General features: G+C 66.7%; 19 protein-coding genes and 1 tRNA gene. 10 read left to right on the top strand and 10 right to left on the bottom strand.

Annotation, left to right across the window (positions count from 1 at the left end; all coding sequences use genetic code 11):
• Positions 1–184 precede the first annotated feature (184 nt).
• On the top strand, positions 185–415 hold the full coding sequence (locus ACFQI8_RS15855) for a DUF7511 domain-containing protein (RefSeq protein ID WP_390246468.1): 231 nt from the start codon (positions 185–187) through the stop codon (positions 413–415).
• A 66-nt stretch (positions 416–481) separates the two neighbouring features.
• Here the strand turns inward: ACFQI8_RS15855 and rnhB are convergent, their stop codons facing one another.
• Positions 482–1129 (bottom strand): ribonuclease HII, encoded by a 648-nt coding sequence (rnhB, locus tag ACFQI8_RS15850; protein WP_390246466.1) that lies wholly within the window; start codon positions 1127–1129, stop codon positions 482–484.
• Positions 1130–1207: 78 nt separating this feature from the next.
• Complete coding sequence (locus ACFQI8_RS15845; protein ID WP_390246464.1) at positions 1208–2491, bottom strand: tRNA pseudouridine(54/55) synthase Pus10; 1284 nt, start codon at positions 2489–2491, stop codon at positions 1208–1210.
• A 247-nt stretch (positions 2492–2738) separates the two neighbouring features.
• Between ACFQI8_RS15845 and ACFQI8_RS15840 the strand changes: the two genes are divergently transcribed.
• A complete protein-coding gene (locus tag ACFQI8_RS15840; RefSeq protein ID WP_390246462.1) occupies positions 2739–3716 on the top strand; it encodes a DMT family transporter in 978 nt (325 codons plus the stop codon).
• A 134-nt stretch (positions 3717–3850) separates the two neighbouring features.
• On the opposite strand, the gene ACFQI8_RS15835 is transcribed toward ACFQI8_RS15840, so the two are convergent.
• From ACFQI8_RS15835 to ACFQI8_RS15815, 5 genes are all read right to left on the bottom strand, one after another.
• Positions 3851–4480, bottom strand: a complete 630-nt coding sequence (locus tag ACFQI8_RS15835) for a twin-arginine translocation signal domain-containing protein (protein ID WP_390246460.1) — start codon at positions 4478–4480, stop codon at positions 3851–3853.
• A 100-nt stretch (positions 4481–4580) separates the two neighbouring features.
• On the bottom strand, positions 4581–5162 hold the full coding sequence (locus ACFQI8_RS15830) for a DUF4112 domain-containing protein (RefSeq protein WP_390246458.1): 582 nt from the start codon (positions 5160–5162) through the stop codon (positions 4581–4583).
• Between the two features lie 211 nt (positions 5163–5373).
• The gene (gene aceB / locus ACFQI8_RS15825; RefSeq protein WP_390246456.1) at positions 5374–6675 is read right to left on the bottom strand and encodes a malate synthase AceB; all 1302 of its coding nucleotides are present in this window, start codon (positions 6673–6675) and stop codon (positions 5374–5376) included.
• A complete protein-coding gene (gene aceA / locus ACFQI8_RS15820; RefSeq protein WP_390246454.1) occupies positions 6668–7705 on the bottom strand; it encodes an isocitrate lyase in 1038 nt (345 codons plus the stop codon). The genes aceB and aceA overlap by 8 nt, the downstream gene beginning before the upstream one ends.
• A complete protein-coding gene (locus ACFQI8_RS15815; protein WP_390246452.1) occupies positions 7702–7956 on the bottom strand; it encodes a hypothetical protein in 255 nt (84 codons plus the stop codon). Before ACFQI8_RS15815 ends, aceA begins: the two co-directional genes overlap by 4 nt.
• 349 nt (positions 7957–8305) lie before the next feature.
• Here ACFQI8_RS15815 and ACFQI8_RS15810 point away from each other — a divergent pair, with 349 nt between their 5' ends.
• The 4 genes from ACFQI8_RS15810 (at position 8306) to ACFQI8_RS15795 (ending at position 12091) form a co-directional block, all read left to right on the top strand.
• Positions 8306–9259 (top strand): ABC transporter ATP-binding protein, encoded by a 954-nt coding sequence (locus ACFQI8_RS15810; RefSeq protein WP_390246450.1) that lies wholly within the window; start codon positions 8306–8308, stop codon positions 9257–9259.
• Positions 9256–10032 (top strand): ABC transporter permease, encoded by a 777-nt coding sequence (locus ACFQI8_RS15805; RefSeq protein ID WP_188424640.1) that lies wholly within the window; start codon positions 9256–9258, stop codon positions 10030–10032. Before ACFQI8_RS15810 ends, ACFQI8_RS15805 begins: the two co-directional genes overlap by 4 nt.
• A 141-nt stretch (positions 10033–10173) precedes the next feature.
• Entirely contained in the window at positions 10174–11073 is a 900-nt protein-coding gene (locus ACFQI8_RS15800; protein ID WP_390246448.1) for a S49 family peptidase, read from the top strand.
• Positions 11060–12091: a DUF4350 domain-containing protein gene (locus tag ACFQI8_RS15795; protein ID WP_390246446.1), complete on the top strand. Its 1032-nt coding sequence runs from the start codon at positions 11060–11062 to the stop codon at positions 12089–12091. Before ACFQI8_RS15800 ends, ACFQI8_RS15795 begins: the two co-directional genes overlap by 14 nt.
• A gap of 96 nt (positions 12092–12187) precedes the next feature.
• Here the strand turns inward: ACFQI8_RS15795 and ACFQI8_RS15790 are convergent, their stop codons facing one another.
• Positions 12188–14086 carry an ABC transporter ATP-binding protein gene (locus tag ACFQI8_RS15790; RefSeq protein WP_390246667.1) on the bottom strand — a complete coding sequence of 633 codons (1899 nt, stop codon included), beginning with the start codon at positions 14084–14086 and terminating at the stop codon, positions 12188–12190.
• A gap of 168 nt (positions 14087–14254) precedes the next feature.
• Here ACFQI8_RS15790 and trmY point away from each other — a divergent pair, with 168 nt between their 5' ends.
• Positions 14255–14851, top strand: coding sequence for a tRNA (pseudouridine(54)-N(1))-methyltransferase TrmY (gene trmY / locus ACFQI8_RS15785; RefSeq protein ID WP_390246444.1), 597 nt, complete (start codon positions 14255–14257; stop codon positions 14849–14851).
• A gap of 84 nt (positions 14852–14935) precedes the next feature.
• Positions 14936–15008: transfer RNA gene (locus ACFQI8_RS15780), tRNA-Pro, on the top strand.
• A 504-nt stretch (positions 15009–15512) separates the two neighbouring features.
• Here the strand turns inward: ACFQI8_RS15780 and ACFQI8_RS15775 are convergent.
• Positions 15513–15773, bottom strand: coding sequence for a type II toxin-antitoxin system HicB family antitoxin (locus tag ACFQI8_RS15775; RefSeq protein ID WP_390246442.1), 261 nt, complete (start codon positions 15771–15773; stop codon positions 15513–15515).
• 118 nt (positions 15774–15891) lie between these two features.
• Between ACFQI8_RS15775 and ACFQI8_RS15770 the strand changes: the two genes are divergently transcribed.
• The gene (locus ACFQI8_RS15770) at positions 15892–17133 is read left to right on the top strand and encodes an ABC transporter substrate-binding protein (protein ID WP_390246440.1); all 1242 of its coding nucleotides are present in this window, start codon (positions 15892–15894) and stop codon (positions 17131–17133) included.
• Between the two features lie 305 nt (positions 17134–17438).
• Here ACFQI8_RS15770 and ACFQI8_RS15765 read toward each other — a convergent pair whose 3' ends face one another.
• Positions 17439–17633, bottom strand: coding sequence for a cold-shock protein (locus ACFQI8_RS15765; RefSeq protein ID WP_004041873.1), 195 nt, complete (start codon positions 17631–17633; stop codon positions 17439–17441).
• Between the two features lie 253 nt (positions 17634–17886).
• Between ACFQI8_RS15765 and ACFQI8_RS15760 the strand changes: the two genes are divergently transcribed.
• Positions 17887–18504, top strand: coding sequence for a class I SAM-dependent methyltransferase (locus tag ACFQI8_RS15760; protein ID WP_390246437.1), 618 nt, complete (start codon positions 17887–17889; stop codon positions 18502–18504).
• Positions 18505–18518: the final 14 nt, after the last annotated feature.

The following is an 18518-nucleotide window of genomic DNA, read 5'->3' as shown; positions in this document are numbered from 1 at the left end:
AGTTGATAGCACCCCGACTCCCAGAGCGTTTTCCATTTCAGAATCGGCAGACAGCGACGGTTTCATTCGTCCCCAGCGGGACGTACTTGCCGACAGAATAATATATACTGCCTATAAAATATTGAGCGAAGCGGCAACCAAGCAACCGCCGCCCGTCGGTAATCACGGTACACGCACTCCACTCATGGACGATACGCCACTTCGACACGACGACACGGACGCGATGACGACCCGGTCAGACGCCCCGCGGCGCTCCGACTCCGCGGACGACGAGCTTGTCGCCATCGTCGCCCCCTACGACGACGCGCCTGACGAGTGCACCATCTTCCCCGCAGGACTCACAGATGACGAGTTGCTGACGACGTGGCTCTCCGCTCAGGAAGGCGGGTACGTCGCGCTCGCCGAGATGCGGTAATCGTCTCCGAGATTCGCCTTCGAACTACCGACTCTCCACTGTTTCGAACGCCGGTTCCCCGCCGCCTCAGAAATCCCCCAGCGACGACTGTTCGTGCGCGGCCATGAGGTCGGCGCAGGTCGACCACGACTTCCGCGCGCAGTCCGGCAGGATGCCGTGTTCGCGGACGTACTCCCGCAGGAACTCGCGGGTCGTCCCGTCGCTCGGGTAGCCGCTCCCCACCTCGCCGTACGCCGCGGCGAGCGCCTCGACCCGCCGGTCCCGTTCGACTTTCGCCACGATGCTCGCCGCGCCGACGATGGCGTGTTCGTCGTCCGCGCGGTGCTGGGCGCGGACCTCGACCGAGACGCCCGCCTCGGCAAGCCCCTCGCGGACGCGCCGGCCGAACCGCGACTCGCTCACGTCGCCCGCGTCGCAGACGAGTTCGTCGTCGTCGACGGCGACGTCGGCGGCGGCGTCGACCTGCGCGCGGACGGTCAGTCGGTTCATGTCCGTCTCGGGGTCGTCGATGGTCTCGGGTTCGACGAACGCGACGCCGACTTCGATGTCGTCGCGCTCTCGGAGTGTCGCGGCGAGTTCCTCGCGACGCTCGGGAGCGAGTCGCTTCGAGTCGGCGATTCCGTCCGGAAGGGCGTCGGGCTCCCCCCGGACCGCCGCGGCGACCATCGGACCCAACACGGGTCCCTTTCCGGCCTCGTCGACGCCGATGTGCATATCTGGTCGGGTCTTGGCGTGGAAAATTAGAGGTTGCGGTCCGCGCCGACGCCCGTCGACGCTCGCCGGCGTCTCGCTTCAGCCCTTGAAGAACTCGTCGTCCTCGAACGGTTCGTCCTCGCCTTCGACCGCGATGACGTCGAGCGCGGTGACGACCGCGCCGGTGTCGAGGATGCCGGCGAGGCTCGGGTTGGTTCGGCCCTCGTCGCCGGAGACGAGTTCCTTGATGTAGAGGCCGCCCTCGCCGTGGACTTCGACGGTCGCGTGGCGCGCGTCTTCGAGGTCGCCGGTGGCGTCGTAGACGTGTCGGGTGCGGGTGATGCTCGCGCGACGGTGGTCGACGCGGTGGGGGGTGTACTGCTCGATGGTCGCGCCGGTGAGTTCGTCCAGCGCGGCCCGCAGTTCCTCGTCGGTCACGTCGTCGTCGAACTCGACGGCGGCGCGGTACTCCTTGCTCGCGTCGAGTTTCTTCACGCGCTCGACCATGTCGTAGGTGGCGAGTCGAAGCCCCTCGACTTCGATTTCGCCCTCGGCCATCGCGTTGATGTCGCCTTCGAGCTGTTCCACGTCGATGGTGCGGCGACGCGGCTCCATGATTTCGACCACGAACGGTCGGCCCGTACCGAGCATGAGCGCGTCCACGTCCTCGCGGCCCGCGCCGTGGAACTTCGCGTCGACGCCGTCCATCACGTCCGTCACGACGGGGGCGACGAAGCCCTCGACGCTGTCCTCGTAGAGGTAGCCGGAGCCGCCGCAGTAGTCGCAGGGCTCTTTGCCCTTATAGCCCGAGCCGTCGCACTCGCGGCAGGGCCACTCGGTCTGCGGGATGTCGCGGGCGAGCTTCCGGTAGCGCCCGTAGACGAACGCGGAGTTGAGTTGCGCCTCGACGGTGTCGGCCTCGATGTCGAGGAGGAACTGCACGTCCGGGCGGGTGAAGTCCACCTCGGTGCCGGTGAGTCGGCCCACGCGCTTTCCGACCTCGCGGTTGAACTCGGATTTGAACAGTTCGCCGGCGTCCTCGGGCAGGCCCGCGCCCTCGCGGAGGAGCAGTTCGTTCTCCTCGACCAGCGGCGGTGCGCGGGTGCCGACCTGATACGTCCCGACCTCAACGTCCTCGATGGCCTCTGCACAGCGTTCCGCCCAGTCGTCGAACTCGGCGCAGGCCCCCTCACAGACCCAGCAGTCCTCGGTGTCGACGGCCTCGTACGGCTCGTCGTCGTCGAGGGCGGCGGCGACCCGGAGCGACTTGCCCCGCTCGGCGTTCGTCAGCCCGAAACTGCGCTCGGCGAAGGCCCGGCCCAGACAGGCGTCGCAGACCGGCCCGCTCTCGGCGAGCGCTCGCGCGTCCTCAAGGATGCTCATGTTCGGTCTCTATCGGGGCGCGCGTAACTAGCTTACTTTGTTCGGCGCGTCGCCGGCTCACCGCGTCGCCATCGCAGTCGTCGCGTCGGCCCCGCGCGACCCGTCGTCGCCGACGGCCTCGTCAGGGTTTCGTCGAGCCGAGGCGGTTGTCAACACGACCCGAGTGGTGTGCTATCTCGGCTCCGAGAAATTTGATGTACGGCGGCGTGGTAGCCGCTTCAACGCCCGGGTCTACGGTCGATATCTCGTGTCTCTCAATACGCAAACGAATCGGACGCTCGCACTGTTCGCGACCATCGCGGTCCTCTGGGGGACCTCTTTCATGGCTATCGAGGTCGGTCTCGACGCCCTCCCGCCCGTGCTGTTCGCCGCCCTCCGGTACGACGTGGCCGGCGTCGTGCTGTTCGTCTACGGCCTGCTCGCGGCGGAGGACTGGCGACCCCGCGGCCGCGACGAGTGGCTCGTCGTCTCCGTCGGCGGCGCGCTCCTCATCGGCGCGCACTTCTCGCTTCTGTTCTCCGGCCAGCGGTACGTGACGAGCGGCGTCTCGGCCATCGTCATCAGCCTCGCGCCCGTTCTCACGCCGCTTTTCGCGTGGCCGATGCTCCCCGACGAGCGCCTCGACGCGTTCGGCTTCCTCGGCGTCCTGCTGGGATTGGCCGGAACGGTACTCATCGCCCTCGCGTCCGGGTCCGTCGGCGGCCAACTGCTCGGCGTCGTCCTGCTGTTTCTCGCCGCCGCGGCGTGGGCGTTCGGCTCGGTGCTCGTCAAGCGACTGCCCGGGAACCCGCCGGTCGTCGCGATGCAGGCGTGGATGATGCTCCTCGGCGCGGGCATGCTCCACGTCACGAGCCCCGTCCTCGGCGAACCCGGTCTCGCGAGCGTGGCGTGGTCGCCGGTCGTCGTCGCCGCGCTACTGTTCTTGGCCGTGCTGTGTAGCGCCGTCGGCTTCATCGCCTACTTCGTCCTGCTCGACCGCATCGGCGCGGTCGAAATCAGCCTCGTCAACTACGTCACACCGGTCGTCGCCGCCGTTTCCGGCTGGGCGTTCCTCGGCGAGCGCATCGGTCCCGTCACCGTCGCCGGTTTCGCGCTCATCCTCCTCGGCTTCGCGTTCATGAAGCGCGACGCGCTCGGCCCGCTGGGTCACCGCCTCGGCGTCCGCACCGGCCTCGTCGCGTCCGACCCGACGACCGACCCGGACGCCCTCCCGGCCGACGACTGAGTCGGCTCCACCGCCGACCCCGCGGGGGTTCGCGGCCCCGTCGCTTCGAGCGTGACTGCGCGACTGTCGAACCCCGTTCGAGTCGAAAAAAGCCCCGTCGCGTCCGACGCCGGCGTCCGCGCCGGGCGCCGGTCTCAGTTGCTGGTCTCGTTGCCGGACGACGTGGTCGTCTCGTTCGCCGTCGTCGTCTCGGTGGCCGTCGCGGTCGCGGTTTCGTTCGCGGTCGTGACCGTCTCGTTGGTCGTCGTGGTCGTAGTCGTCTCGTTGGTCGTCGTGGTCGTAGTCGTCTCGTTGGTCGTCGTCGTGGTCGCGGTCTCCTCGGCGGCGACTTCGTGGGTCGCGAGGACTTCCTCGGTACCCCCGGTGCCGACCCAGACGACTTCGACCGTCGAACCGGTCTCCGCGGACTCGATTTTCTGGAAGTTACCGACCGAGACGGGGAAGTTTTCGGTCTCTTCGCTGTCGTCGACCCACGTCGTGGCGCGCTCGTCGTCGACGGCGACGTAGACCTCGCTCGTCGACTCGTCGGTGATTTTCTCGCCGCCCATGTGCACGACGCGGAGGACGCCGCCGTTCGTGCGGAAGGCGAGTTCGGGGTCGGGAACCTCGGCGGACTCGGCCTCGGTCGTCGTCTCCCCGGCGGTGCCATTACCCGTCTCGTTACCCGAGGTCGGCTGTGACTCGGAGCCACCGCCCATACAACCGGCGGTGGTGAGGAGGGCTCCCGTCGCGGCGACGCTCTTGAGGAAAGTACGTCGTTCCATACGCCACGATTTGCAAGCTCCTATATATGTCTTGTAGTTTACAGTTTGGGGCTCGATAACGACGCACACAACGGGTTCTCATAGTTCGTATATCGAGTAATTACAATAATCCGACTTGTCCGAGCACCCAGAGGGCGACGAGCGCCGTGGCCGCGCCGAGCGCGACGAGAAGTAGGGCGATAGCGACGACCGCGGCCAGGAGGAAGCGCCGGTCGGCCGCCTTGGCCGTGGGGGAGGCGTCGTCGTACCGGGCCTCCAACAGGCGGACGTTTCGGGCGTTGGCCTTCCACGCCGCGTCGAACACGTCGCCGACGAGCGGGAGCGAGCCGACGGTCGCGTCGAGGACGACGTTGCCGAGCATCCGCGCGACCGTCGCCCGCGGCACGCCGAGCATGGCGGCCTCGACGAGGATGTACGCCGAGAGCGCCGAGGCCGTCGCGTCGCCGATTCCCGGCACGAGTCCCAGTATCGGGTCGAGGCCGACGCGGTAGTTCGTCCCCGGAATCTCGAACGCCTCGTCGAGGTAGAAGCTCACCGCGCGGAGCCGCGCGAGGGTCTCCTCGTCGCCGACGCCCGCCGACTCGAAGTCGACGACTGCGTCGGGTTCCAGCGCTTCGCCATCGCCGCTGTCAGCGCCGCGTTCCGCCGCCGTCGTCGCCGGGGTGTCCCTCGAATCGTCCACACGCGCCGAGTCGCGCGGGCGGAACTTGAGGCTAGCGTCGGCCGGAGCCCTGTCGAGTCGGAACGGACCGCACGCGGGACCACAAAAAGAACGCGACGCGTCGCCCCCACGGTTCGGGCGAGCGCGTCGCAGAGCTACGAAACCGGACGCCGTCGTCTGACCAAGCCGGAACCGGGGCCGACGGCGGAACCCCTGTGGTTGGTGGCCGCGCTCAGAGCCCCACCTCCATCGCGCGCTCGACGACGCCCGCGCCGTAGCGTTCTTCCAGTTCTTCGTGTTGGTCCGGGCGGTGTTCGTACACGTCTTGGAACAGGCTGATGGGCGTCATCGCGGCCTGATAGGTCGCCTCGTCCCACATCCGGTCTTTTTCGATGTCGATTTCGGTGCCGCCGATGCGGAGCGTCGCCGACTGCGTCATGGCAATCGCGCCGCGGCCGGCTTCCTTGGCCGCCTCGAACTCCTCCATGGAGTCGACGATGTCGTCCATGCTCGGGACGTACGAGGTCAGGCCGAGCAGTTCCTCGCGGAGTTCGTCGGCGGTGAGTTCCCGCGCGTCGCCGCCGACGCGGAGTTCGTAGCCGCCGTCGGTGGGTTCGAGCGAGAGGCGGTCGCCGTCGTACACCTCGACGCCGTCCTCGGACGCGAGCTCGACCGCCTCGCCGACCGCGTCGAGGAGCCAACTGCCGGCCTTCGGCGGGAGCGGCGAGGTGTTTGCCTCGACGACTTGGCCGGGCGTGAGCGACCAGATGCCGAGCATCCCCTTCGCCTGATTCTCGGTCATGCGCTCGCGGTAGCCCTCCACGTCGCGGATGTCGTCGTAGGGGCCGTCCACGGCGATACAGCCGGCGGCGCTGGCCCCGCGGGAGGTGTTGTGCCGAAGCTCCGGCCACGCCGGCAGTTCGCCGGTTGGCGTCATGGCCCGCATGTCCTTCGTGTAGTCGACCTCGCCGTCGACGAGGAGGAACAGCCGTTCGAGGTTGTTCGTCGGCTTGCCCATCTCGTCGCGGAGGTCGCCCATGGCGAGTTCGGCCGCGCCGCTCTCGATGATGACCGACATGGCGAGGCTCCCCTCGTCGAGGCCGTGTTCGTTCTCGACGATGGTGAACCACTCGTCGGCCTTCTTCCAGTCGTCGATGCCGCCGACCTCGGGGATGACGAAGCCGTCGATGTGCTCGACCGCGCCCCGCTCGGGGTCGCTGATGTCGAGCATGTGCTGGAAGCCCTGATACCGGGTCTCGGGGCTGTCGCGGTGCCAGACCATCCGCGGGTGAATCTCGCCGGGGAACGCCGCGCCATGTTCGGCGACGACTTCGACGATGTTCTCGGCCCCCTCGTCGCGCATCGACGGCGCGGTGGCGTCCTCGTTGTCGGGGACCCACACGTCGGGCGCTTGCATCCCGCGGAGGCCGGCCGCCCGTCGGAGCATCTTCGCGGAGTCGGCTTCGCCCTCGACGGCCGTCGGCGAGGTGAAGAACGTCCGCACGAACTCGCGGTCGTGTCTGCGCTCAGTCATCGTCGTTGCTCGTGATGGGGTCGGCCTGCTCCTCGCTGAACCCTTCGGACTCCTCGATGCGCCGGCGCGCCTCGGGGTCGAACTGCGTCTCGATGTCCTGATACCGCGAGACGAACGAGAGTTCGTGGTGGCTCTCGGTGGGGTGGTCGAGGTAGCGCTGTTCGAGGTCGAACTGGCCTTCTTCGTCCTGTTCGGCGAGCCTCTTGAAGTCCTCGTAGACGGCGTTTGCGCCCGAGTGAAGGCCGAACAGCGTGATGAAGATGTACTTGTAGCCGAGGTCGCCCAGCTCTTGGAAGGTCAGCGGGTCTTCCTCGTCGGACCACGCGAACGACGACGAGTAGTTGAACGCGAGCTTCAGGTCCGGATGGGTCTCGTGAATCTCCTCGGCGTAGTCGACCGCGTCCTCGCGCGAGGGGTTCGGCATCTCGGGCCAGACGAGGTCGACGCCGGCGTCGGCGTAGATGCGGCCGCGTTCGAGGTGTTCCTCCCAGTCGCCGTTTGAGGAGCCGTAGGCGTCGGTGCGGGCGATGACGACCGTGTCCTCCGACTGCTTGGCGTCGACCGCCGCCTCGAAGCGGGCGCGGGCCTTCTCGCGGGAGACGATTTGCTTGCCGGCGATGTGGCCACAGCGCTTGGGCGTCGTCTGGTCTTCGATGTGGACGGCGGCGACGCCGGCCTTCTCGTACTCGCGGACGGCGCGGCGGACGTTGTGGACGCCGCCGTAGCCCGTGTCGCAGTCGGCGATGACCGGCAGGTTCGTCGCCTCGACCATGCGCTTTGCGTTCTCGACCATCTCGGTCATCGTGACCATCTCCAAGTCGGGGAAGCCGAACTGCCCGAGGACCGTCGAGTAGCCGGACATGTAGGCGGCGTCGTGGCCCGTCATCTCGGCGAGGCGGGCGTCGAGGGCGTGGTACATGCCGGGGGCGAACACGAAGTCCTGCGTGTTCAGCATCTCCCGCAGTTCGCGGGCCTTCTGGTTGTCAACATCCTGTGCGAAGACGTCGCTGTCGAGTTCGGTCGGGTTCATTGGGTGTCGGTGGACTGCATCGTTCGCTCGATGCGGTTCAGTTGGGCGCGGAGCGCGGCGAGTTCGCGCCGAATCGTCGTCAGCTCGTCGTCCGCACCCGGCCGTTGGATGAAGGGGACGAGCGGCGCGTCCATGTTCTCCTCGTTGTTGGGGTCGCGCCGCGCGGCGCGAGGACGAGTCGTCGTCGAGCGAGGGGTGGTCGGCGTGCGGGTCGTCGTGTCGGTTCGGGTCGTGTTGTCGCGGTCTGTCATCGGTTACGTCGGTGGTGTCGGCGGTCGGTAGCGGTCGGGGCGGGTCGCGGTCGTCGAGCGGTCGGATGCGTGGTGTGCTTCGGATACTACCATCGGCTGTCTCCTCACCCGGTTCGACTGCCGAGAACTACTAATAGTTAATGATTGATAATGATAATATTAGTTAATGACTTATTTCTGTACAGACGCATATTAGGCCCTAATTTGATATGTCACAACCTGCCATGGAGTCGTCGAGTCGAGTGTTCTCGGCGTCGGTTCCGGTTGGCGACCGGTCGTGTCACCTCGTGACGGGGCGTTCCGCGGACACTACGCTTAATCGCGTCCACGCCCGACGACGCACCAACGAATGGCATCCGCGATTGAGATACGCGACCTGACGAAGTCCTACGGCGACGTCCGCGCCCTCGACGGCGTCGACCTCGACGTTCCGGAGGGGTCGTTCTTCGGGCTGTTGGGGCCGAACGGGGCGGGCAAGACGACGTTCATCAACGTCCTCGTCGGCCTCGTCCGCAAGACCGGCGGCGAGGCGAGCGTCTTCGGCTACGACGTCGAAGACGACTACCGCGAGGCCCGCGACCGCATCGGCCTCGCGCCGCAGGAGTTCAACGTGGACCGCTTTTTCCCCATCCGCGAAGTGCTCGAACACAAGGCGGGCTACCACGGGATTCCGCACGACGAGGCCCGCGAGCGCGCCGACGAGGTGCTCAAGCGCGTCGGCATCTACGACAAGCGCGACACCCGCTTCGACTGGCTCTCCGGCGGGATGAAACGCCGCTTCATGCTCGCGCGGGCGCTCATCACCGACCCCGACCTGCTCATCCTCGACGAGCCGACCGCCGGGGTCGACGTGCAACTGCGCCACGAACTGTGGGAGACCATCGTCGACCTCAACGACAGCGGGACGACCATCCTGCTCACGACCCACTACATCGAGGAGGCCGAACGCCTCTGCGACGAGGTCGCCATCCTCGACGCCGGTTCCGTCATCGAGGTCGCCAGCCCCGAGGAACTGATGGACCGCGGCACCGACGACATCATCGTCCAACTCCGCGACCCGCCGACGGCGGTGCCCGACTTCGCGGCCGACGACGACCGCGTCGAGGCCGTCGAACTCGACGGCACCCGCCTCGTCGTGACGGCACAGCAGGGCGGTCTCGTCGCCCCCGACGTGGTGCAGGCGCTCGACCGACAGGGCCACGAAATCGTCGACCTCGAAATCTCCCGCACGTCGCTCGAAGAGGTGTTCGTCGAGATGACGAGACAGGGCGAGGGCCGCGCCACCGCGGAGGTCGAGCAATGAGCCTCACGAGCCTCGACGTGACCGGCTTTTACGCCCTGCTTCGCCGCGAAGTCCTCCGGTTCGTCCGCCGCCCGCGCAACACGTTCGTCCCGCCGTTTATCACGAACGTGCTGTACTTCTCCGTGTTCGGCGTCATTCTCGGCGAGCGCATCAACGAGATCGCGGGCGTCCCGTACATCCTGTTTATCCTCCCGGGGCTCATCGTCCTCGGGGCCGTCTCCAACGCCTTCGAGAACGCGTCGTTCTCTATCTTTCACGGCCGCTGGAACCGCTACATCGAGGAGGCGCTGACCTCGCCGCTGTCGTACTCCTCGATGGTCGGCGCGTACGTCCTCTCCAGTGCGACCCGCGGGGTGCTCGTCGGCGCGCTCGTCGCCCTCATCGGCGCGTTCTTCACCTCTGTCGGCGTCGCCCAGCCGTTCTACCTCGTCGCGTTCATGCTCGTCATCACCCTGCTGTTCGCGGGGCTCGGCGTGGTCGGCGGCCTCTGGGCCGACGACTTCGACGACCTGACGATGATGAACCAGTTCATCCTCCGCCCGCTGGTGTTCTTCGGCGGCGTCTTCTACTCGCTCAACGAGATTCCCGAGACCTTCCAGCAGGCGTCGCTCCTCAATCCGATGGTGTACATGGTCAACGGCGTCCGCTACGGCTTTCTCGGCGTCACCGAGGTGGACCCGAACCTTTCTCTCGGCGTGCTGACGGCGCTCACGCTCGGGGTCGTCGGTCTCAACGTCGTGCTGTTCCGGCGCGGCTACGGACTGACCGACTGAGTGGGTCACGACTCCCGTTTTCGGTGTCTCGGCGTCGCGGCTTCACTGACGAAACCGACGCTCGCCGACATTCTTGCTCGCAAGACTGTCTTTTCAAATGACAACTGTTTTGACACCGGCTCTAGAACTCTCGTCCGCAGTATGGTATCAAAACCCTCCTCCGCGGCGTCGACGCGGACCATCTCGGTCCTCGCCCTCGTCGCGGCCGTCCTGGTTGGAGCATTCCTCGCCCCCGTCGTCTACGACGCGGCCGCGCCCACCCCCGACAGGGTGGCGGTCATCTCGGTCGACGGGACCATCACCTCCTACACAGCTGACCAGCTGGAAGAGGACCTCCACGAAGCGCGAGAGAACGAATCGATACAGGCGGTCGTCCTACAGGTCGACAGCCCCGGCGGCTCCGCGGCCGCCTCGGAGCGGATGTACATGGCTGTCAACCGGACCGCCCAAGAGATGCCCGTCGTTTCCAGCGTCCAAGGCACGGGCGCGTCGGGCGCGTACTACACGATGCTCCCCTCCGAGAGCATCTACGTGACGCCCTCCTCGATAGTCGGGAGCGTCGGCGTCCGCGGGTCGGCCCCCATCGGCGGCACGTCCAACGAGATTCGCACCGGCCCGGACAAGGCCTCGATGACCGTCGACCAACGCGAAGCCCAGATTGAGACGCTGAAACACGCCTTCGTCGGCAGTGTCATGGACCACCGCGGCGACGACCTCTCGCTGTCGCGCGAGGAGGTCGCCTACGCGAAGGTCTACACGGGCGCTCGCGCCACGCAGAACGGCTACGCCGACGACATCGGCACGCTCCAGACGGCCATCGACCGCGCCGCCTCGGAGGCCGGCCTCGAAAACTACGAGGTCGTCGAGAAGGAGCCGCCGACCCGGTCCGGTATCATCCTCCTCAGCTCCCAGCGCGGTAACTCGACGGTCGTCATCGACCAGAGTCCCATCGGCTACGACGGCGTTCGCGCCCCGCAGTTCCTGATGGTGTACGGACAGGTGCAGTACGAAGACGAGGTGATCGGCAATGTCTCAGCGTAACCTACTCGGCGGGGCGGTCGTCTTCGCGGTCGCGCTCGGCCTCATCTTGGTCGGGGCCGCGGTGGCACCCTACGCCGTCCAACTCGGCGGCAACGACTCGGCAGACACCCAAAACGCCGCGAAACAGGCGTTCGATGCGGACGAACTCGTCGCCACGCCCGGCCCCGAATCGGGCGAGGTGACGATGGACTCGAACGCCGCGCCGAAGACCGTCCTCATCGACGTCGGCCACGGCAACGACGTGAGCGAGTCCGACGTGCAACCGCTCGTCGACACCCTCGTCGCCAACGGCCATCAGGTGAAGTACCTCACCCGCGAGGACGCCCAGCGGAACTTCAACGCCTCGCTCCGGCGGGCCGACGCCTTCGTCGTCGTCAACCCCGAACGCCCGTACACCAGCGGCCAGCTCGACGGTCTGCGCGAGTTCGAAGACGCCGGCGGCCGCGTCGCCCTCTTCGGTGACCCGCAGTCCGCGGGCACGACGAGCATCCTCGGTCTCGTCACCGTCTCGGTGTCGTCCGGGCCCACCGGCGGCGACGCCGGCCTGACCTCCGACTACGGGGTCACGTTCGGTTCCTCGTCGCTGTACAACATGCACGACTACTACCTCAACTACGAGAACGTCTACGCCGCGCCCGAGGGCGACACCGCCCTGACCGAGGGCGTCGACGAGGTCGTGTTCCGCGACGCCGCGCCGCTTTCGATTTCGGCCGACGGCGTCTCGCCGGCGCTCGTTTCCGGCGGCGAGACCCGCGTCGAGTCGATTCGCAAGCCCGGTCCGTACACGGTCGCCGCCCAGAGCGAGACGGTCGTCGCCATCGGCGACGCCGACTTCCTCGCGCCCGAGTCGGCCTACGAAGCGGACAACGAGGTGCTCGTGGGTAACCTCGCGGACTTCCTCGTCTCCGGCGACAAGGAAGCCGGCGCGCCCGAACCGGCCACGCCCGAATCCGGCGCTCCGGCCGGTTCAGCGCCGGGCTCAGCGCCGACCCAAGGTCCCACGCCCACGCCGGCGTAACTGAGCCGCACCGACGCGACCGAAGCCGGGAACCGGCTTTCTCGTCCCGGAACTCGAATTTTTCTCACTCGCCTCCGAGCGACTGCTGAGCTCCCGTCAGGCGTCGTCGCCGCCGTCGGCGACCCTGTCGGCGATGCGGGTCGCGTCGGCGTCGTCGGCCGCGCGGCTCCGCTCGACCAGCCGCGCGAGGATGTCCGCGGAGACGCCGGAGACGTCGCCGGCCTGAATGCCCCAGAGCGTCGCGTACAGCCCCCCGAGTTCGACCAGTTCGTCGTGGGTGCCCGACTCGACGACTTCGCCCTCGTCGAGGACGACGATGGCGTCGGCGCGGCGGACCGTCGAGAGCCGGTGGGCGATGACGACCGTCGTCCGGCCTTCAGAGAGCCGGTCGAGCGCGCGCTGGATGAGCAGTTCAGTCTCGGTGTCGACGGCGCTGGTCGCCTCGTCGAGGACGAGAATCCGCGGGTCTTGGAGCATCGCGCGGGCGATGGAGAGTCGCTGGCGCTGGCCGCCCGAGAGCTTCACGCCGCGCTCGCCGATGCGGGTGTCGTAGCCGTCGGGGAGCCGCGAGACGAACTCGTGGGCCTCGGCGGCGCTCGCGGCCGCGACCATCTCCGCCTCGGTGGCGTCGAACGCCCCGTACAGGAGGTTCTCCCTGACCGTCCCGTCGAAGAGGTACACGTCCTGACTCACGTAGCCGATGGCCTCGCGGAGGTCTCTGATGCGCACGTCGCGCACGTCGCGGCCGTCCACGCGAACCGCGCCGTCCGCGGGTTCGTAGAGCCGGAGGAGGAGCTTCGCGACGGTGGATTTTCCCGCGCCCGTGGGGCCGACGAGCCCGACGGTCTCGCCCGGCTCGGCCGTGAACGAGACGTCTCGGAGCACCTCGCGACCGGTCGCGTAGGCGAACGACACGCGGTCGAACTCCACGCGGCCGGCGACCGCGTCGAGGGCGCTGGCGTCGGGCGCGTCGCGGACGACGGCCTCGCGGTCGGCCAGCCCGAAGATGCGCTCGCCCGAGGCGCGGGCGTTCTCGTAGGAGTTGACGATGCGGCCCGCACCCGAAAGCGGGTCGATGAACCGCTGAGTCATGAACAGGAAGGTGACGAACTCGCCGACCAGCAGGTCGCCGGTGAAGGGGGCGGGCGGGCCGAAGATGAGCCAGACGCCGCCGATTGCGAACGTGGCGGCGAACGCGACGCCCGCGAGAAGCTCCATCGATGGCTGGTAGAGGTAGTCGAGCCTGACGACCGCGAGGGCGCGCCGGTAGTAGTCCATGGAGGCGTCGGCGACGCGGTCGGTCTCGTAGTCCTCGGTCGCCGAGGCCTTGATGACCTCCATCCCCGAGACGTTGTTCTCGATGCGGGTGTTGAGCGCGCCGACGCTCTCACGGAGCCCGCGGTACAGCGGCCGAATCCTCTGCATGAACCAGACGGTGAAGACGGCCAAAAGCGGGACGGCCACGAGCGTGACGACCGCGAGTTGGGCGTTCAGGTAGAACAGCACCCCCGCGATGCCGACGACGGCGACGACCAACTGGAGGCCGCCCGAGAGCGTGCTGTCGAGGAACGTCCGGAGGTTTCGCACGTCGCCGTCGAGAATCGACAGCACCTGCCCGGTCTGTTTGTCGTCGAAGAAGGCCATGTCGAGGCGCTGGAGCGTGTCGTAGGTGTCGACGCGGACGGCGTGCTGGACGCGGTTCGAGTAGACCGCGAGGCCGAGACCCTGCACCCACGAGAGCGCGACGCCGCCGACGAACGCCCCGATGACGAGCCAGAAACTCAGCCAGAACTGCCCGGAGACGGTCGTCGGCACCCACGACGACGGGACCAACGGGAGGGCGTACGCCGCGTTTCTGAAGAACACCGCGTCGATGGCGACCCCGAGGACGAGCGCCGGCACGACCGCGACGAGTCGCCCGAGCACGCTCGCCAGTAGCCCGACGACGAACCACGCGAGGTTCTCGCGACCGTATTCGGCGAACAGGCGGACCATCGGGTCGCGCCCGGCTTTGAGGCTCACTTACCTGAGGTAAGCGTCCGGCGGATATGACGTGCGCGGTCGGGGTAATTCGCGTCCACTGCGGGCGTCGCTTCGCTCCAACCCGCCCGCTCCCCCGCGCGAGTGAACAGCAATAAGGCCCCGACGCGCCGAGTCGGATTCATGCGCCAATTCATCGTCATCGGCCACGACGCGCCGACGACGCCCGACTTCTCGCTCGACGACATCGCGGGCGGGGCCGGCCGCCTCGACGTGCTCTGCCGCTGTGTCAACGCCGCGTTCTTCCTCTCGCACGACATCCGCGAGGACGTTCGGGTCCACCTCGTCCTCGGGGACGAGTACACCGTCCGCTTCGAGGGGTCGGAACTCCGCCGACTCAACCCCGACGAGCGCTCCACCGCCGCCCTGATTCGCAAGGCGCTGGAGAAACGCGAAGAGGCCATCGGCCACATGCCCGCCGAGTCGTCGCCGGGGGTCTCCATCCGCCGGATGGGCTTCGAGGCGACGCTGGAGGAGGCCGCCCGCGACGCGACCGTGGTCGAACTCCACGAGGACGGCGACCCCGTCGTCGAGGTCGAACCGCCCGCAAACCCGCTTTTCGTCCTCTCGGACCACCACGACTTCACCGACGAGGAGGCCGAGTTGCTGGCGGCCGCCGCCGACGAGCGAGTTCGCCTCGGCCCCGAGATTCTCCACGGGGACCACTCGATTACGGTCGCGCACAACTACCTCGACACCGCGGGCTATTCGCGGTACTGAGTCGGGCTCGGCGGTGTGTCACGCCGTCTGACGGTGGGCCGTAATCACAACTGTTAAACGCGACGGTGGCTTGCCTCAAAATGCGGGCCGGTGGGGTAGCTTGGTATCCTTCGGCCTTCGGGTGGCCGTAACCTCAGTTCGAATCTGAGCCGGCCCATTTCTACCCCTTTCAACGCTAACGAGCGACAGCGAGTGGTCTGAAAGGTGTGAGAGATTTCACCCGGCGAAGATTCGAATCAGGGAACGAACGAAGTGAGTGACCGTGGTTCACGCGAGCATAGCGAGCGTGAAGAGGCGAGACGAGGTCTCGCTGGACTCGAATCTGAGCCGTTCCCGCGAACGAAGTACGCGGGTGCTTGTGACGAGCGAAGCGAGTCACTGTGGCCCATCACTACCCCTTTCAACACCAACGAGCACCGCGTAGCGTGTGCGAGTCCCCCGAAACGGTTGTCGGGCGACTGAAAGTTACAGCGTCTGTTCGATCCACTCGCACCACGAGTGGAAACGCTTCGCCCCCGACTGCTTGGCGATAGACTGGAGCGTTCCGGTCGGAATGTTGTACCGCAACTGAACGTGGCTCCCAGTTCGACCAGCAGGTTCGAAGTCATGACGGGTCAACGCCTTCACGATTTCCCGGCCGGAAAACGTTGTTCGCGCCACGTTACTGCATGAAGTCCGGAAGCTCTCTATCGTCGAACTCGTCGGGATTGAGTCCCAACTCCTCGAGATATTCGTCCGTGACGGGTTCGCCACCTCCTTCGTGCAGTAGGAGTGCTTCCGAGAGCATCCGGAGCGCTTCGGAGTTCGTCTTGCCGAAGGATGCGATACCCGTCTCGATGTCTCGGGCGGTGATACTGCCGTCATCCTCGTGGATGAACCCGACGCCCCCCTCGCCGTTGTCATCACGGGTCGCACTAGCCATACTGAATTCGAATCGGTCTCGGAGGATAAGCGTTCGGACGGGGAGTAACTCCGTGCAGACCCCTTCTCAACCGCCCGAGAACCGAAGCAATTATTAATTTTAGGCTGGCCTAAAAAATATGGGACACGACGAGACGCCACGGGCGGGACTGACGCGGCGCGACTACGTGAAGTACGGTGGCGCGGCCGTCGGAGGCAGTCTGCTCGCCGGTTGTACCGGGGGGAGCGATTCGGCGTCAACGACGGATTCTGAGACCGAGGCGGCGGCGCAGACCGCGACCGAGACGGCCACTGAAACGGAGACCGAGACGCCCGCGGACGCGTCGTACTCGGTGACGATGTCACCGGTCGGCACCGTGGAGTTCGACGAGTCGCCCCGGAGCATCTTCACGCGGCTTTCCCACCACGCGGGGATGGCGTTCGCGCTCGGCCGCGGCGACGACGTCAACGCGGTCAACGGGCCGGCGTACTACGACGCGACGTGGAAGCAGTTCACGGCGCGGCTCCCCGGCGTCGAGGTCGACTGGGCGGACCTGTACCCCTCGTGGGAGACGAGCAAGGAGAAGCTCTACGAACTCGACAGCGACGTGCATCTGGCCGACCCGGCGTGGGTCGTCCAACTCGAACAGTGGGATATGGGCGACATCGAGGAGGTCGCCGAGAACATCTCGCCGTGGTTCGGGAACTCGCTGAGCGCCCGTCACGCGTCGCCGACCGACGAGTGGACCGGCGACTACGAGTACTACACGCTGTGGGAGCAGTTCGGGAAGGTCGCGCAGGTACTCAGAGAGGAAGAACGCTACGAGGCGCTCACGGCCGTCCGCACCGACGTGCTCGCCACCATCGAGGACGGGCTCCCGCCGGAAGACGAGCGCCCGAGCGTCGTGTTGCTCACCGCGTCCGACATCGAGACGCAGGTGTGGGCGTACACGGTCGGCAACCCCGGTTTCCTGACCTCGCACATCCGGCCGCTCGAACCGCACGACGCGTTCGAGGGCTCCATCGAGTCGGGGTCGACCGTCGACTTCGAGGCGCTGTTGGAGGCCGACCCCGACGTCGTGCTCTTCCTGAGCGGGATGCAACCGAACGTCAGCATGAACGACCTCCGGGCGACGCTCGAAGACGACCCCGTCGCCGCGGAGATTTCGGCGGTCCAGAACGGGCACGTCTACCCGCAGGGTGCGCGCTATCAGGGCCCGATTCTCAACCTCTTCCAACTGGAGATGAGCGCCAAGCAGTTCTACCCCGAGGAGTTCGGCGAGTGGCCGACCTCGGACGGCGGCCCGTACCCCGAAATCCCCGCGGAAGAACAGCTGTTCGACCGCCAGCGTGTCGCCGACATCATCAACGGCGATTTCTGAGTGGCCTCTCCGCCGGCTCGTCGGCCACTCTCCGCCCCGAACCCGCGCTCTCGCCGGGCGGCACAAGATATCTGTTCCGTCCTCGACGCCACCAGCTAAACAGATGACGGACCGACCCGCGTTTGACCGACCGCCGACTCGAACCGCCGCGGCGTCGCTCCGAGCAGGCCCGCGCGGCCGACACGCTCTGCGTGGTGAGTGGATAGTTCGCGTAGCCGACGGGTTGCGAACGCGTCGCTCGCCGGTCGGATATACGCAAAATGTGAGTTATCGTTCTGCCGCGAAACGCGGCGTACTAAATTAGTTTAAAGGCGCGTGAGGTTCGTCGCGCGCGGGCCCTTGGGGGCCTGCTCGATGTCGAACTCCACATCCGTGCCTTCTTCGAGGTCCGGGCCGCCGATGTCTTCCATGTGGAAGAACACGTCGTCGTCAGCATCGTCCGTCGAAATGAAACCGTAGCCGCCAGTGTCGTTGAAGAAATCAACGTTTCCTTTCGCCATTGCTTTTGAACACACACGCCCTTTACGGATAAGACTTGTGAGGGTCGTGCTGTCATGGAGGTCATTTTATTGAATCTTTTTCTGAATCGTCGATGTTTGTAGACGGGTGTTCCGATATGTCGGTTCTCTCCGGCACTCTACCCGTGATTCGTCGACGATTCCGAGACATTCTGTGGCATTGGAAATTCTCTTCTCGGACGCGTCTGTCCCCAGCCGACGATGCTTTACGCGTGGCCGGTCGGTCTCCGACACCGTGGATGCTAACGACGTTCGTCGGAAGTGGGCAGACCGGTCGGGAGAGTTCTCGCCGGAGTACTACGCGTACTACGGGCCGAACGAGACGAGCGAGTCGATTCGACGGGTGTTCGAGGAGCGTCTCGACCCCTCGGCGTCGATTCTCGAACTCGGCTGTGGTCCCGGTCGGCACCTCTCGCACCTCCGCGAACACGGCTTCGAGAACCTCCACGGCGTCGACATCAACCCCGACTGCTTCGAGGTGATGGCCGACGCCTACCCCGACCTCGCCGACTGCGGGACGTTCTACGCCGACGCAATCGAGGCGGTCGTCGACGAGTTCGACCCCCGCCAGTTCGACGCCGTCTACTCCGTCGAGACGCTTCAGCACGTCCACCCCGACGACGCGTGGGTGTTCGAGGCGCTCGCGCGGAGCGCGAAACGCTACGTCGTCACCGTCGAAAACGAGGGCGACCAGTCGGTTCCGCCCGAGGACCGCGGCGTCAACGACGAGGAGTACGACTTCCCGCTGTACTACCGCGATTGGGCGGCCGTGTTCACGCAGTTCGGCTTCGAGCAGGTCGACTGCGAGCACGGCGACCGCGACACGCTCCGGGTGTTCCGGCGGACCGAGTGAGGCCCCGAGCGCGG

The sequence above is a fragment of the Haloferax chudinovii genome (assembly GCF_042663345.1).
Lineage (GTDB): Archaea > Halobacteriota > Halobacteria > Halobacteriales > Haloferacaceae > Haloferax > Haloferax chudinovii.
Note: the sequence above shows the minus strand (reverse complement) of the source record. Positions and strands in the feature narration are given on the sequence as shown.

What these genes read in the sequence shown, in the direction of transcription:
- ACFQI8_RS15855 (WP_390246468.1), top strand. Translation starts at nt 185, where the DNA reads ATGGACGATACGCCACTTCGACACGACGACACGGACGCGATGACGACC.
- rnhB (WP_390246466.1), bottom strand. Translation starts at nt 1,129, where the DNA reads ATGCACATCGGCGTCGACGAGGCCGGAAAGGGACCCGTGTTGGGTCCG.
- ACFQI8_RS15845 (WP_390246464.1), bottom strand. Translation starts at nt 2,491, where the DNA reads ATGAGCATCCTTGAGGACGCGCGAGCGCTCGCCGAGAGCGGGCCGGTC.
- ACFQI8_RS15835 (WP_390246460.1), bottom strand. Translation starts at nt 4,480, where the DNA reads ATGGAACGACGTACTTTCCTCAAGAGCGTCGCCGCGACGGGAGCCCTC.
- aceB (WP_390246456.1), bottom strand. Translation starts at nt 6,675, where the DNA reads ATGACTGAGCGCAGACACGACCGCGAGTTCGTGCGGACGTTCTTCACC.
- aceA (WP_390246454.1), bottom strand. Translation starts at nt 7,705, where the DNA reads ATGAACCCGACCGAACTCGACAGCGACGTCTTCGCACAGGATGTTGAC.
- ACFQI8_RS15815 (WP_390246452.1), bottom strand. Translation starts at nt 7,956, where the DNA reads ATGACAGACCGCGACAACACGACCCGAACCGACACGACGACCCGCACG.
- ACFQI8_RS15810 (WP_390246450.1), top strand. Translation starts at nt 8,306, where the DNA reads ATGGCATCCGCGATTGAGATACGCGACCTGACGAAGTCCTACGGCGAC.
- ACFQI8_RS15805 (WP_188424640.1), top strand. Translation starts at nt 9,256, where the DNA reads ATGAGCCTCACGAGCCTCGACGTGACCGGCTTTTACGCCCTGCTTCGC.
- ACFQI8_RS15800 (WP_390246448.1), top strand. Translation starts at nt 10,174, where the DNA reads ATGGTATCAAAACCCTCCTCCGCGGCGTCGACGCGGACCATCTCGGTC.
- ACFQI8_RS15795 (WP_390246446.1), top strand. Translation starts at nt 11,060, where the DNA reads ATGTCTCAGCGTAACCTACTCGGCGGGGCGGTCGTCTTCGCGGTCGCG.
- ACFQI8_RS15790 (WP_390246667.1), bottom strand. Translation starts at nt 14,086, where the DNA reads ATGGTCCGCCTGTTCGCCGAATACGGTCGCGAGAACCTCGCGTGGTTC.
- trmY (WP_390246444.1), top strand. Translation starts at nt 14,255, where the DNA reads ATGCGCCAATTCATCGTCATCGGCCACGACGCGCCGACGACGCCCGAC.
- ACFQI8_RS15775 (WP_390246442.1), bottom strand. Translation starts at nt 15,773, where the DNA reads ATGGCTAGTGCGACCCGTGATGACAACGGCGAGGGGGGCGTCGGGTTC.
- ACFQI8_RS15770 (WP_390246440.1), top strand. Translation starts at nt 15,892, where the DNA reads ATGGGACACGACGAGACGCCACGGGCGGGACTGACGCGGCGCGACTAC.
- ACFQI8_RS15765 (WP_004041873.1), bottom strand. Translation starts at nt 17,633, where the DNA reads ATGGCGAAAGGAAACGTTGATTTCTTCAACGACACTGGCGGCTACGGT.